The following is a 13,731-nucleotide window of genomic DNA, read 5'->3' as shown; positions in this document are numbered from 1 at the left end:
GAAAACGCAGATCAGCCGCCAAAGGCGCGCTGGAACCAGTTGGTGCTTTCATTGCTCAGCAGGACGAGGTGAATCATCACTGCCAGCAGGAAAAGGAACACGCCCTGTGCCACGAAAACGCGGCGTGGATCGAAGATCAGCCAGATTTTGTAGAATTGTGCCATTGTATATGTTCCTTTTCTTACCAGTTGAACCAAGGAAGCTTGATGTACGTCAGGATATGCGCGACGACAGCGACGATCGTGAAGATCGTAAAGCCGCTCATATATACTGCGTGCAGCTCTTGGGCCTGCTCATCAGTGAGACCTGTGAACGAAAGGTCAGTTTTGTCAGCCATGTTTTGTCTCCAAAAATAAATACCGACACCGCGCAGCCCCCGCGGCCGGGTTACGACAGAAGCTATTCCTCTGCCCCGATCCGTCATCCCGGGGGGGAATGACGAAGGTCTTGATGCCCCTGTGGGGGCAAATGTCGCGCCGCGGCGTCATCCGTTAAAGATATGCGGCGTAATGATACGTGCCTGGGTCCAGGCTTTGGCGACGGGGCCATGCTCTGGCAGTTCCATCCGGCGGGCGGCAAACAGCACCCATGTCAGGATCGCCAGCGGCAGCGTCGCCACAAAGATCAGCGCGAAATAAGCGTAATACTCCCGTTTCGGTGCCGCACTGCGCGTCCGGATCATCGGGGCATCTGTGGTAAAATCAGTCATTTGCGTCCTCCAGGGGATTGTTGCAGTGTCTCGACGGTTTCCAGCACAACCCTGTCGTTGCCGGCGTCGAGCGCGGCGCGCTCTGCGGCATCGCGCAGAGATTTCGCCGCGGAAATACGTGTCAAGATCGGGTGTGTCGCCACGATCTCATCCAGCTTGGCCTGTGCATCCGCATCCCAGGGAAAATCGCGGCGCAACGGTGTCAGCGTGGCGTCCGTCGCATCCATATCGGTGCCCAGCGGCAGAATATGGAACAAGGCATCGAACAAGCCGTTGCAGACCTCTTGCAGCACATAGGTCGCGCCGGCGTAGCCCATGAACGGCGTGCCCGTGGCGCGCCGGATCGCGGCACCGGGGAAGCTGGCGGGGATAAACACCGGGCTTGGCCCATGTCCGGCCTTCATTTCGGCCAGATACATCTTTTCATTGATCGACCCCATGACGATCAGCGGACGCTTGCTATGCAGCAATCTGCGCACTTCATCATTGTCGGTCTTCTTGCCGCGGCAGCGCGCGACGGCGAAGGCACAGGGAAAGCCTAGATCACCCTCAAGGTAGTGCCGGATGCCACGGGCATAGGTTTCATTCGCGACAATCGCGAATTCCGCCGTGGCAAAGAAATCCTGCGTGACGGATCGCCACAGATCCCAAACTGGTTTGATGGTCGAATGCTTTTCACGCTCGATGAATGGTTCCGGGTCCAGCCCCGTCAGCTCACCCAACTTGCGCAGGAATTTCGTGGTGGAATCGATCCCAAACGGCGCTTGCAGATAGGGCTTATTCAGCACCTCGCACAAACCCCGGCCAGATTCGCGATACATGCAGATGTTCACATCCGCATTCACCAGATTACGCATTTCGGCGACATGGGCACCCAGCGGCATCACCATATTCACCTCTGCGCCGATGCCTTCGATCAGGCGGCGGATCTCAGCCAGATCGGATGGCATGTTGAACGCGCCATACATCGGCCCGAGGATATTGACGCGCGGCGCCTCGCCGTCGGCGCGCTTCTTCTCGGGCGGCATCCGGCCTTTGGTCATCCCGAATTCGGTAAAGATCCAGGTCATCGCGCGGTCGGCGGCTTCCCATTGATCCTCGTCAATCGTGCGCGGCAGGAACCGCTGGATATTGGTGCCTTGCGGGGTCACGCCGCCCCCGATCATCTCTGCAATAGACCCTGTCACAACAACGGCAGGCAACGCCGGATCAAGCACATCCCAGGCGCGTTTCATCGCGACTTCGGTGCCTTCACCCATCTCGGTCTCACCCAGCCCGGTGACGACAATCGGCAATTCATGTGGCGGCAGACCGTCGGTGTAATGCAGAACGGATGTCACCGGCAGGTTTTCGCAGCCCACAGGCCCGTCAATGACGACCTGCAAGCCTTTAACGGCACAGAACGCGTAAACTGCACCCCAATAGCCGCCCGCGCGATCGTGATCCATGATCAGCATGATCCGATCCTCGCTTTGTTCAAGATACTCCGGGGGAGCGAAGCGAGGGCGGAACCCCCAGCGACACATCCACAAAACACCATCATATCATCTGCTCCGCCGCAGCCGCACGCGCCTGCTTGTCGAGCTTTTTCTGATGTGCAGCACGGAAATCCGGGCGCAGATTTGGCGACCCTTCCCAGACACCGGCAGTATCGCCGCGACCCACACCTTCAAAAAAGGCGCGCATCGTGTCCATTTTCTCTTTGCCCGCAATCGCCGCATTGACGACCTGCGCCAGCGATCCGGCACCGGCTGGCCCCATCAAAGGCCGCGCCGAAATCAGGTTTGTGAAATAAAGCGCTGGAATGCCGCGTTCCTTGGCGTGCTGCACGACAGGCGTCGTACCAATCGCCAGATCAGGATTGATCGCATCGACCGCCGCCAGATCATCTTCCAATGAAGCGCGATATTTGACCTTCAAACCACGGCTTTCCAGCCAAGCGGCGTCCTCGGCGGACCAAGGCGTTTTCGGACAGGCGGTGCCGACATAGGGCACATTCGCGCCGCTTTCGATCAGCAGACGCGCGACCAACAATTCAGAACCTTCATAGCCCGACACCGTCACAGTGCCTTTGATCTGCGCGCCCCCAAGGGCGGCGGTGATCGCAGGCAGGAAAGCGTTTTGCGCGGCAGCCACTTGCGCGGCAGGCACATCATAAGCCTCACCAATCGCGGCGAGCCATGCTGCGGTGCCGTCATAACCGACAGGGGCGGAGCCTATGACCTTGCGGCCCGCAGCCTGAAATTCACGCACCGACGCAGTGTAAAACGGATGGATCGCCGCCACGACACCGCAATCCAACGCGGCATAAAGCTCGCGCCATTCGCGGGTAGGAACGACGGGACCTGCGGCAAGGCCCATCGGGGCCAGCATCGCGCCGATCATCATCGGGTCGGCGGGGAACATCTCGCCCAGCAGCGCCACAGACGGACGGTCAGATTTGCCGCCCACGGGGCGGGCGACAGGGCCTGCCTTGATCTCTTCACGGGCGTAATTCAGCATCGCTCCAGCCAGCACATCCTTGGCCTCGGCATGGGTCGGGATGCCGAAACCGGGGACATCGATGCCGACGATCCGCACGCCGTTGATTTCACGCGGCAGCAACCGCAGCGGCACGCCAGAGGCTGTCGGCACACACAGATTGGTCACCACGATCGCGTCATAGCGATCAGGATCGGCCATTTCATGGACGCTCTCGCGGATATCCTCGAACAATTTACCCGTCACAAGGCTTTCGGAATTGAACGGCACATAGCCGACCGACCGGCGCGCGCCGTAAAAATGGGAAACGAACGTGAGGCCATACACACAACACGCCGAGCCCGACAGAACAGTAGCCACACGTTTCATTCTAAGGCCGACGCGTAAAGACCCAAAGGCAGGACACATGGATTGTGGCTGGTCATGGGGTCCTTGCGGATAGTCCTTGGCATATTGATCAAGAATGTCGGACTTGCCCGCAGCGCGGGCCGCCTCTTGCATCGTGCCACCTGAGGCACAGCCGCCAGCCAGCGCTGTCTGTGCGACTTCGGGCGTCGTATCGGCGGCCTCTCCTTCAATGATACGGACTTGTCCGGCTTCGTCATAGCCGACTTCATATCCTTGGGTCTGGTGATCAAGCGTCATAATGGTGCGCCTCCTTGACCGGAATGCGGGCGATATCAGCAAGCAGCCGTTGCAATTGGTCAGGGCGGGCTGTGGCCAGCATCTGGCGCACTTCCGCGCGAACTTGACGAGTTGGATCAGGCGTCATCATAAATGACCTCCAACGTTTCTTTCGGGGCGGCATTCTTGCCGCGCATGTCGATGTCGGTGGCGGGGACCAATTTGTAATCGCCGCCAGTATCCTTGCTGTCGAACAGACCCAACAGACCATCCTGATCCAGCGGTGTCGGGCGGACAGGGGGCGCGATGCCAACCGCATCGGCGAGGCCAGCAAACATCGGACCCCATTCGCTGTCGTAGCTGCCAACTATCTGATAATTTGCGGATTTCTTGCGCAGATCATCGTTCTGCGGGATCGCGGTCAGCACGGGGATCTTCACGGCTTTGGCAAAGGCCTGCGCCTCTCCCGTCCCATCATCTTTGTTGATCACCAGACCGGCGACACCGACATTGCCGCCCATTTTGCGGAAATATTCTACGGCAGAGCAGACGTTGTTCGCGACATAAAGCGATTGCAGATCGTTGGAGGCGACCAAGATCACCTTCTGCGCCATATCGCGGGCAATGGGCAAGCCGAACCCGCCGCAGACCACATCGCCCAAAAAGTCGAGCAGGACATAGTCGAAATCCCAATCATGGAACCCGAGCTTTTCGAGCAGTTCAAATCCGTGGATGATCCCACGCCCGCCGCAACCGCGACCGACCTCTGGTCCGCCAAGTTCCATCGCAAAGACACCGCCGCGTTTGAAACAGACGTCGCCGATGGCGACTTCTTCACCTGCCAGCTTTTTCTTGGCGGAGGTTTCGATAATCGTCGGGCAGGCCTTGCCACCAAACAGCAGGCTGGTTGTATCTGATTTCGGATCACAGCCGATCAGCAAGACCCGCTTGCCCATTTCGGCCATCATGTGAGATAAATTTGCCAGCGTGAACGACTTGCCGATCCCGCCCTTGCCATAGATCGCAATGATCTGGGTTTTCGATGTGGGTTCGCCCTGCGGTACTTCCAGCGTTGGTTCCTCATGGGCTTCATCACGCAGGCGCTGATCAAAATCCTTCAGGTTTGGAATTTCATCTTTCATGCGGTTCCCCAGTTCAAAATCATTTTCAGGCAGGCCGGATCGCTGAACGCTGTCTCGTAAGCGGCAGGAGCGGTCGCGGCGGGTTGTTCGTGTGTGATCAGATCGCCCAGGATCAGCGTGCCGTTTTCGACCAGCGCGCGGGTGGCGGTCATGTCGTCGGCAGTCCATTCCGCGCTGATGCGGAAACGGGCCTCTTTCATGAAAGCGGGCGGAAAGGCGAATTGCAGCGGCGCGGTATAGAACCCGGCCAGGACGATTTCGCCACCTTTGGCGATGCGGCCGATCCAGTCGTTCAGCAGATCGCCACGGCCGGATGCATCATAGATGGATGTATAATCGCGGCGCATGTCGGTTTCAGGCGTCAGCACCTGATAGCCTTCTGCGCCGGTCATGCGGACAGGGTCCATCTCCCACACTGTCGGTGCAGGCGCACCGGCAGCGATGGTCAACCGCGCCAACAGGCGGCCCAGAACACCATGCCCGATGATCAGATCTGGCACCGATTTATTCGGTCCTGCCATGGCATGACGGGCCGTCGCTGCCAGCGCCAGCAGCGCACCACCAGCCCCGTGACCCCGGTCAATCCGCGTGACGCGCGACGCCTTGGTCACGATTGTCTGCGCGGCAGCGCCGAACAAGCCGAACGCCCCTTGATAGCAATTCGCACCTGGGACAAAGACATGCTCGCCCGCGCGGTAACCACTGTCGCTGCCCGCTTCGACGATTTCGCCGGCAGCCTCATAGCCTGGGATCAGAGGATAGCCCATGCCGGGAAAGGGTGGCATATCGCCGGACCAGAACAGCTTTTCGGTGCCAGTGGAAATGCCGGAATAGCGTATTTCAACAACGATGTCGTCACCTGTGGGCGGCGTGATTCCGACTGTACCTAGTCCCAACTTGCGGGGCGCTGATAATATGACGGCGGTTGTCTGCACGATCTCTCCCCTCGCGGTGCGGATGGTCAGACTGACCTTTGCGCAGCGCGTCTTGTTGAGTTCAGTGTAACTTTTTGGCGACGTGTGTCAATTCATTTAGACAGTATAGGTGTAAACTTTACCTTACACCTTCTATCACTGAGGTAATGAACGGACGCGCGGGGCGCGGGGCGCGGATGCCGGTGAAACCCGCATTGACCATCAGTGCGCCGATCTGATCGGCAGAGCGCGCGCGACCTGTCCGCATCGCCATGCAGTAAAGGGCAAAATAGGCGTCCCCCGCGCGTTGGGGATGGGCACCGCCGGTCATCGGTTCGGAAATCAGGATGCGGCCGCCCTTCGGCAAGGCCGCGTGCGCGGCAGCAAGCAAATCTGCCACAGTGTCGTCGCTATGATCGTAAAGTACGCGGATCAGGCTGATCATGTCAGCGCCCTGCGGCAGGTCCTGATCACGAAAAGACCCCGGGAAGATCTGCGCCCTGTCATGCATGCCTGTGGCGGTAAATCTGTCCTGCGCAGCGGGGGCGACCGCGGGCAGATCGAACAGGGTGAGGTGAAGCTTTGGATAGGCTGCGCCCACAGCCGTCAGGAACGCACCTGTGCCGCCGCCGACATCCATAAGATGCTTTACGCCACGAAAATCGACTGCGGCCAAGGTGTCATCGGCGACAAGTAACTGGCTGTCAGCCATCAGGCGTGAATATTTTGCGGCGCTGTGAGGGTCGGTTGCTGCCCCCGCGCCAAAGACATAGGGCCAGAAATCCGCCAGCTCTGTTGTCACCTCGCCCCTGAAAAAAGCCACCGGATCGGCCAGATCACGGTAAAGTACATCATGATGCGCGATCATCCCCGCCAGCCCCGGCACACCGGCAAGCGCCGCACCGCGCGTCGTCAGAGCATAAAGCCCTGATCGGCGCCGCTTGATCAGCCCCAGTGCGGTCGCCGCAGACAGCAGCACCGCCATCCGTTCAGTCGGCATGCGGCCCTGATGCGCAAGCGCTGTCAGCGGCAGTTCATGGGCCAGCAATTTGCGGGGGATATCCAGGACGACCAACGCGTAGAGCACCTGGGAATGGCAAAACCCTGCGACCAGATCGAACATCGCCTGGCCTTCGGACCGGACCAGGCGGCGGGTCAAGGGGAATCTTGCGGCCCATTTCTGAAACGCAGGGCTGGCAACCAGCCGTGTCAGGCGCGACGCCCTGCGCGCCCCGGTTGCGGGGGCAGCGCGGGCATGTGTCACGGCCGCATCCGTCATTATTCGCCCGGCACGGTCCGGTTTTCGCGCGCACGCGCAGGCACCAGTCTATCGGCATAGGCACGCACCATCTGGGCCAGCGCCGCCTCGCCGGGGCAGGCAGGGATTGATGAAATCGCACCGGCCAGAATATCGTCAAAACGCTGAACAGCGCCACGCACGCCGTAGACCGCCACGGCGTTTGGCCGCCCGTGCAGATCATCCTGCCCGGCGGGCTTGCCCAACGCGGCCTCATCACACAGGGCATCGCGCAGGTCATCTGCGACTTGAAACGCCTCGCCCAGACGGGCGCCGAGTTCCGCCCAAGGCTCACCCTCTTGCCCGGCTGCGACAGCGCCCATCTGCGTCGCGGCGATGAACAAGGCACCCGTTTTCGCCTGATGATAGGCGGACAGATCGATCTGGCTTTCGCTTTCCCACCCCTGCCCGGCGCAGATGCCAAAGGGCATGCCGCTGCGCGTGCCAAGAATATCCAACAGCGCAATCGCACGCGTCGGTGCATCGGCTGCCGTACGTGTCAGCACCTGAAAGCCCATGATGATCAAACTGTCACCGGCCAGCACCGCCAATGGTTCAGAAAACACGCGGTGCAGCGCCGGTTTACCCCGGCGCATGTCCGCATCGTCGAAACAAGGCAGATCGTCATGGACGAGAGAGGCACAATGCACCAGCTCCAGCGCCACAGCCGCCGCATTGGTCAGCCGCGGCTGGTCGTCGCCACAGGCCATCGCGACCGACATCAGGATCGTCGGCCTGATCCGCGCGCCGCCTGGCGTGACAGCGTAATTCAACGCCGCCGCCAACCTGGCTGGCGCGAGTCCCCCCTGCCCTCGCGCGATTGCAGCAGAGATGGTGGTTTCGATCCGGTCGGCAATTTTCATGGCATCTGTCCTATCTGCATTCCATACTGTCTAATTTAGTTTACATATGTCAATGTAAATCAAACGATACATTACGGGACTGCAGCTAAGTGACCATCACCCACGAAAAGATCGTAATCATCGGCGCGGGGATTGCCGGGTTGGCCGCGGCGTTGCGGCTGGGCCACGCGGGTTGCGACGTGACACTAGTGGACATGCACGGCGCGCCCGGCGGCAAGATGCGGCAAATCCCGTCAGCAGCAGGGCCAGTCGATGCCGGCCCGACCGTGCTGACCATGCGCGACGTCTTTGATCGATTGTTCGCCGATGTGGGGGCGAATCTGGACGACCATGTCACCCTGACTCCGCTACAGACCCTTGCGCGGCATTTCTGGGATGATGGCACCAGCCTTGATCTGATGGCCGACCCGCAGGCGAGCCTAGCCAATGTCCACGCCGCCTTTGGCCCCATGGCCGCGGCGGAGTTCACCGCCTTTTCCGCACGCGCCGAGCGCCTGTTCGATGCCTTCAATGCGCCGATGATGCAGACAGCCGCTCCCGACCAGATGGCCGTGACGCGCATGGTGCTGTCCAACCCCCGGCTGATCGCAGACATGGCGCCGCACCGGTCGCTGGCGGGTATGTTGCGGTCGCATTTCAGCGATTCGCGGCTGGCGCAATTGTTCGGGCGGTATGCCACTTATGTCGGTGGATCGCCGTATCAGTCGTCGGCGATCCTGTCGCTGATCTGGCAGGCCGAGGCGCAGGGGGTCTGGACCGTCGCAGGCGGGATGCAGCATCTGGCGCAGGCAATTGCCCGGCTGGCGGCAAGGCACGGCGTCGAATTTCACCATGACACGCGGGCGTTGCGGATCACCCGGCAAGGCGGGCAGATCAGCGGTGTGGAAACCACCATGGGGCATTTTGCCTGCGATACGGTGCTGTTCAACGGCGACCCGCGCGCGTTGAAAAAGGGGCTTCTGGGCGAGAGCGTCGTTGAGACGGTGTCTGCGGCAGGCACGGAATCCCGCAGCCTGTCGGCATATGTGTACGCATTTGCTGCTGTGCCGCATGGTGTCGATCTGGCGCACCATACCGTCTTCTTCGGGCACGACCCCAAGGCAGAGTTCGCCGCCCTCGCGCGCAACCAAATGCCCACTGATGCGTCCTTGTATATATGCGCGCAAGATCACGGCAGCCGTCCACTCGACGCGCTGCAACGGTTCGAGATCATCATGAACGCCCCTGCTGTCCTGCGCGATGCGGAAAAGGAGAAAGCCCAATGTCAGACCATCATCTTCAACCGCCTGCGCCAGTTCGGTCTGACATTCAGCCCGGAGCCGGGCCCCGACAGCCTCACGACGCCGACGGGGTTCGACACCCTGTTTCCCGCGAGTCTCGGTTCACTTTACGGGCGCAGCCCACACGGGCTGACGGCGGCATTCCAACGCCCGACAGTGCGCACGGCGATGCCGGGGCTGTACCTGGCGGGAGGCGGGGTGCATCCGGGGGCGGGTGTGCCGATGGCCACGCTTTGCGGTCAGCACGCGGCCGCGGCGATCTTGAACGACCTTGCTTTGCGCTCGACGTCCCGCCCGGTGGCTACGCCTGGTGGTATATCGACGGGATCAGTACCTGCGGCACCAAAGCGGTCAGCGTCATCGGGTTCATAGGCTCGGTCTTTTCGCCGTGGTTTGCTTGGTCAGGGCGCGGCGATCCGGCCAATCATTGCTGCGTCAATGTCGCCACCTATGGTCCCGGCGGGCGGTTCGCGATGACCGACAGGGGGCGTCAGGCGCTGCGCACCAGCGCCGATACCTTACAGGTCGGCCCATCGGCGATGCATTGGAACGGCCGCGAACTGGTGATCGATCTCAATGAAATCAGCGGCCTGCCCATCATCAGCCGCGTTCAGGGGCAGATCACGATCACACCGCATGCGCTGACAGCGGTGGAATTACCATTGACCCCGGACGGCGCGCATATCTGGCGGCCTTTTGCGCCGTCGTCGGACATCAGGGTCGATCTGGCAGCGAAAGGTTGGCAATGGTCCGGCCATGGCTATTTCGATGCCAATTTCGGGACCCGCCCGTTGGAGGATGATTTCAAATTCTGGACCTGGGGTCGCTATCCGACCAAGGTTGGGGCGACCTGCATCTATGACGCGACGCGGCGCGATGGAACGACGCTCGAAACGGCGATTGCCTTTGACCACGACGGACAGGCCAGCATCGTCAGTGCGCCTCCGCGTGTGGCGTTTGAACGCTCTGGCTGGCGTGTCAAACGCGAAACACGCGCTGATCCCGGCGTGACACCGAAACAGGTACTGGGGATGCTGGATGCGCCGTTCTACGCCCGGTCCGCCGTGCAGACCCAGTTAAACGGAGAAGTCGTGACAGGCGTGCATGAGGCGCTGGATCTGGACCGCTATGCATCGCCCCTGATCAAGCCGATACTGGCCTTCCGCGTACCCAGACGACGGAAATGGACATTTCAGGACGCTTGACGCAACAGAACAAAGGAGGAACACTGCTGAGACATCGACAGAGGATTCGCCATGACCCAGAACCTGAAGATTGACTATATTGAATTCTACAGTGCCCGGCTGGAAGCCACGCAAGATTTCTTTGCGCAGGCCTTCGGCTGGGATTTCACCGATTATGGTCCGGATTACCGCGATATCCGGAATGCGGGCACCGGTGGCGGGCTGGAACGCAGCGCCGCCGCGCCACCGCTGGTCATTCTGCGCGCGGACGACCTGCAGGCCGCCTATGATCAGGTGGTCGCGGCAGGTGCTCAGATCACCAAAGAGATATATGAATTCCCCGGCGGACGGCGGTTCGAGTTCCGCGAACCGGGCGGCACCGATATGGGCGTCTGGTCCGAAGGCTGAACCAGCGATCATTCACCCAGCGTGATGATCGCGCCGCCGGCTGCGGCGGCATCATCGGCGTCATGCGTGACCAGCAGCACCGGCAGGGCGCGGGCACGTGCGCGATCAAACACCATGTCGCGCACCTGCGCGCGCAGGGCAGCGTCAAGGCGCGAAAACGGTTCATCCAGCAACAGGGCGCAGGGTTCAGACAGCAGCATCCGCATCAGGGCAACGCGGGCCTTCTGCCCGCCCGACAAGGTGGCAGGGTCGCGGTCGGCGAAACCGTCCAACCCGACCTCGGCCAAGGCCGCGTCGATCCGCGCGGTCCGCGTACGGCGCGACCCGCCGGGCGGCAGGCCGAAGGCGAGATTGGACCCAACCGACAGATGGGGAAACAGCAGGTCATCCTGAAACAGGATGCCGACACGCCGCTGATGCGGGGCTGCATGGGTGATGTCATGGCCGTCCAGCCAGACCTCACCCGTGGCGCGGAAATCCGGCGCCAGCGTCCCGGTGATAAAGGCCAGCAGGGTGGATTTGCCCACGCCCGACGGCCCCATCACCGTCAGCACATCGCCGGGGGCGACGTCGTGGTGCACCCGGATCAACGGCGCGCCATTGTTGAAAATCGCAATATCGCGCAGTGACAGACCCTTATCCATGCCGCAGACCTTTCCTGTTGCGCCAGATCAGCGCCGGGATCAGCAGCGCCAGCGCGAAGGGCACCAGCGCCGCCCCCGTCTGCATCAGCCCGTAAACCCCGATGGCGCGCCTGTCACCGCCTGATGCCAGCGCCACCGCCTCGGTCGTCAGGGTCACGACGCGCCCGCCGCCGATCAGCAATGTCGGCAGATATTGCCCGACTGACACGGCCAGCCCGACCGCCAGCGCCGTCAGGACCGGGCGCAACAGCATCGGCAATCGCACGCGCCACAGGATGCGGTGAGGGCTGGACCCCAGGGCAGCAGCGATTACGCCCATCCGCGTGTCCCATGCGCGGAACGGATCGCTGAGCGACAGGAACACATAGGGCAGAACAAACACCAGATGCGCCAGTATCACCGGTACCCGCCCGACATCCGCGCCAAAGTTCAGCATCAATGTCTGCAGCCCCGGCAGGAACGCTGTCTGCGGCACCAGCAGCGGCAGATACAGCAGCCAGACCGCGCGCTGGCTGACGCGGATATTGTGGCGGTACTCAGCCTCCAGACAGCCGATGGTCAGGATCAGCGCAACCGTTGCTGCGGTCACCGCGATCAGCGCGGTTTCGCCCAAGGCGTTCAGCGTGCCGGGGCCAAAGCGCAGCCAGTTTCGGAATGTCATCTCGTCAGGGAATGGGGCAGGAAAGCTCCAGAACCCCGCAAATGACCATATCGCCAATCCGATCAGCCCGAACAGCACCGCCAGCGCGCAGAATGTTCCAGTGAAAAGCGCAGCCCCGGCCACCACCGGATCAGCCCTGCCGCGCGCGCCAGAGGCGATCCAGCGCCGCCCCAAGGCTGCAACGATCATCTCACCTAGACGCCAGATCACCAACGCGCCGATCACCAGCGCCAGTTGCAGCAAGGCACCCGCTGCAGCCTCCAACCGGAAGGCAAGATCGGGGTGTGACATCCATTTGACGATCTGGACCGATAAGGACGGTGGCGTGTTCGGCCCCAGAATGATCGCCACATCCACCACCGACATGGCATAGGCGAGCACGACGTAGACAGGCGGCCTGATCTGCGCATAAACGCGCGGGAACACGGTCTTGAGCCAACCCGTCAGCCGCCCATAACCCAAAGCCTGCGCCACACGCACACTGCGTTGCGCATCGGCCTGCCCCAGAGCGGCCAATGTGATCAACAGCAGGAAAGGCACTTCTTTCACGATCAAGCCGGCGGTCATCGTAAGCCCCCAACTGTCCTGCACGATCAATAGATCAGGTGGCCGATCCCATCCCGTCAACCACGGCGAAGTCAGGCGCGCCACCCATCCCGAGGGCGCGATCAGAAACGCCAGACCGAACGCCGCCGCAGCGTGGGGCACGGCCAGCAACGGCGACAGCGCCCGTTCCAGCATCCGGAATGGCCGCGTCCCGGACCAGCCTGCGGTAACCAGCATGACGATGGCCAGCGATATCACCGTTGCAAGCAACCCGGTGCCGATCGATAACATCACGGCGCGCGGCAATCCGGCCCAACCAAACAGGTCACGGACTGGTTGCAGCGACGGCCCTTGCAGTCCCGCCGCCGGCAGATGTCCCAGGGCGGGCAGGACAGTGCCCCACAGCCCTGCCACCACCGGCCCCAGCATCGCCAGCAGGGTCAGCGCTGGCAGTAGCGGCAGCAGGCGGCGGCGTTGCATGGTCTACTGAGCTATGCCGTAGCGCGTGACCCAATCATCGCTGATCCGGGTCATCCAGCTTGGGTGCGGTTCGGCTTGCACGACACCCAGGTCCGCCGGCGTCAGCGTCGCGATACCCAGGTCGAGTGTGTCGAACAGCGCGCGGTCGTCATCGGACAGTTTGTCCATCGCCAGCACTGTGCCATAGCCAAGGATCGCGGGGTCCTGCGCGCGCGCCTGCGCCTCGGGTGACATCAGGAAATTGGCGACGACCATCGCGCCTGCCTTTGCCCCCGAATTATACGGTATCGCCACGAAGGATGCATTGCCGATCGTGCCCTTGTCTAACACGAAGGTGCGCACGGAACCGGGCAGTTCGTTATTCGTGATCGCCGTCGATGCCGCACCGGGACTGAAGGAAATCGACAGATCAATTTCGCCATCCGCGATCAGCGGGAACATCGCGGTGCCGGTCGCGGGATAGGCACGGCCCGCGCGCCACAGATGGGGCGTCAGCGC

Annotated in this window: 14 protein-coding genes and 1 pseudogene; 3 read left to right on the top strand and 12 right to left on the bottom strand. The window is 61.7% G+C overall.

The genetic code is table 11. From position 1 onward, the window contains the following. Window positions 1-11: 11 nt before the first annotated feature. The 9 genes from pufA to ACK4TM_RS14235 form a co-directional block, all read right to left on the bottom strand. Window positions 12-164 (bottom strand): light-harvesting antenna LH1, alpha subunit, encoded by a 153-nt coding sequence (gene pufA / locus ACK4TM_RS14275; RefSeq protein ID WP_322893314.1) that lies wholly within the window; start codon window positions 162-164, stop codon window positions 12-14. Window positions 165-181: 17 nt separating this feature from the next. After that, on the bottom strand, window positions 182-337 hold the full coding sequence (gene pufB / locus ACK4TM_RS14270) for a light-harvesting antenna LH1, beta subunit (RefSeq protein WP_409702414.1): 156 nt from the start codon (window positions 335-337) through the stop codon (window positions 182-184). Between the two features lie 147 nt (window positions 338-484). Then, on the bottom strand, window positions 485-709 hold the full coding sequence (gene pufQ, locus ACK4TM_RS14265) for a cytochrome PufQ (protein ID WP_409702412.1): 225 nt from the start codon (window positions 707-709) through the stop codon (window positions 485-487). Continuing rightward, a complete protein-coding gene (gene bchZ / locus ACK4TM_RS14260; RefSeq protein ID WP_409702410.1) occupies window positions 706-2,166 on the bottom strand; it encodes a chlorophyllide a reductase subunit Z in 1,461 nt (486 codons plus the stop codon). The genes pufQ and bchZ overlap by 4 nt, the downstream gene beginning before the upstream one ends. Window positions 2,167-2,248: 82 nt before the next feature. Further along, window positions 2,249-3,835, bottom strand: coding sequence for a chlorophyllide a reductase subunit Y (gene bchY, locus ACK4TM_RS14255; RefSeq protein ID WP_409702408.1), 1,587 nt, complete (start codon window positions 3,833-3,835; stop codon window positions 2,249-2,251). Window positions 3,836-3,951: 116 nt separating this feature from the next. Next, window positions 3,952-4,956, bottom strand: coding sequence for a chlorophyllide a reductase iron protein subunit X (locus ACK4TM_RS14250; protein ID WP_409702406.1), 1,005 nt, complete (start codon window positions 4,954-4,956; stop codon window positions 3,952-3,954). Continuing rightward, window positions 4,953-5,891, bottom strand: coding sequence for a chlorophyll synthesis pathway protein BchC (gene bchC, locus ACK4TM_RS14245; RefSeq protein WP_409702404.1), 939 nt, complete (start codon window positions 5,889-5,891; stop codon window positions 4,953-4,955). Before bchC ends, ACK4TM_RS14250 begins: the two co-directional genes overlap by 4 nt. Window positions 5,892-6,009: 118 nt before the next feature. Continuing rightward, a complete protein-coding gene (locus tag ACK4TM_RS14240; protein WP_409702402.1) occupies window positions 6,010-7,149 on the bottom strand; it encodes a methyltransferase in 1,140 nt (379 codons plus the stop codon). Next, window positions 7,149-8,030, bottom strand: a complete 882-nt coding sequence (locus tag ACK4TM_RS14235; RefSeq protein ID WP_409702400.1) for a polyprenyl synthetase family protein — start codon at window positions 8,028-8,030, stop codon at window positions 7,149-7,151. The genes ACK4TM_RS14240 and ACK4TM_RS14235 overlap by 1 nt, the downstream gene beginning before the upstream one ends. 89 nt (window positions 8,031-8,119) lie before the next feature. Here ACK4TM_RS14235 and crtD point away from each other — a divergent pair, with 89 nt between their 5' ends. Genes crtD through ACK4TM_RS14220 form a run of 3 tightly spaced genes read left to right on the top strand, consistent with a single transcriptional unit; the run spans window position 8,120 to window position 10,902 of the window. Beyond that, a complete protein-coding gene (gene crtD / locus ACK4TM_RS14230) occupies window positions 8,120-9,682 on the top strand; it encodes a 1-hydroxycarotenoid 3,4-desaturase CrtD (RefSeq protein WP_409702398.1) in 1,563 nt (520 codons plus the stop codon). Beyond that, a complete protein-coding gene (crtC, locus tag ACK4TM_RS14225) occupies window positions 9,637-10,515 on the top strand; it encodes a carotenoid 1,2-hydratase (RefSeq protein ID WP_409702417.1) in 879 nt (292 codons plus the stop codon). The genes crtD and crtC overlap by 46 nt, the downstream gene beginning before the upstream one ends. 51 nt (window positions 10,516-10,566) lie before the next feature. After that, window positions 10,567-10,902: a VOC family protein gene (locus tag ACK4TM_RS14220; RefSeq protein ID WP_409702396.1), complete on the top strand. Its 336-nt coding sequence runs from the start codon at window positions 10,567-10,569 to the stop codon at window positions 10,900-10,902. An 8-nt stretch (window positions 10,903-10,910) separates the two neighbouring features. Here the strand turns inward: ACK4TM_RS14220 and ACK4TM_RS14215 are convergent, their stop codons facing one another. The 3 genes and pseudogenes from ACK4TM_RS14215 to ACK4TM_RS14205 all read right to left on the bottom strand — a co-directional run. Beyond that, window positions 10,911-11,546, bottom strand: coding sequence for an ATP-binding cassette domain-containing protein (locus ACK4TM_RS14215; RefSeq protein ID WP_409702394.1), 636 nt, complete (start codon window positions 11,544-11,546; stop codon window positions 10,911-10,913). Next, the gene (locus ACK4TM_RS14210; protein ID WP_409702391.1) at window positions 11,539-13,233 is read right to left on the bottom strand and encodes an ABC transporter permease; all 1,695 of its coding nucleotides are present in this window, start codon (window positions 13,231-13,233) and stop codon (window positions 11,539-11,541) included. Before ACK4TM_RS14210 ends, ACK4TM_RS14215 begins: the two co-directional genes overlap by 8 nt. Window positions 13,234-13,236: 3 nt before the next feature. Next, window positions 13,237-13,731 (bottom strand): annotated as a pseudogene (locus tag ACK4TM_RS14205) (ABC transporter substrate-binding protein); the annotation flags it as partial.

It is taken from the genome of Yoonia sp. (assembly GCF_046292185.1).
Taxonomy (GTDB): domain Bacteria; phylum Pseudomonadota; class Alphaproteobacteria; order Rhodobacterales; family Rhodobacteraceae; genus Yoonia.
Note: the sequence above shows the minus strand (reverse complement) of the source record. Positions and strands in the feature narration are given on the sequence as shown.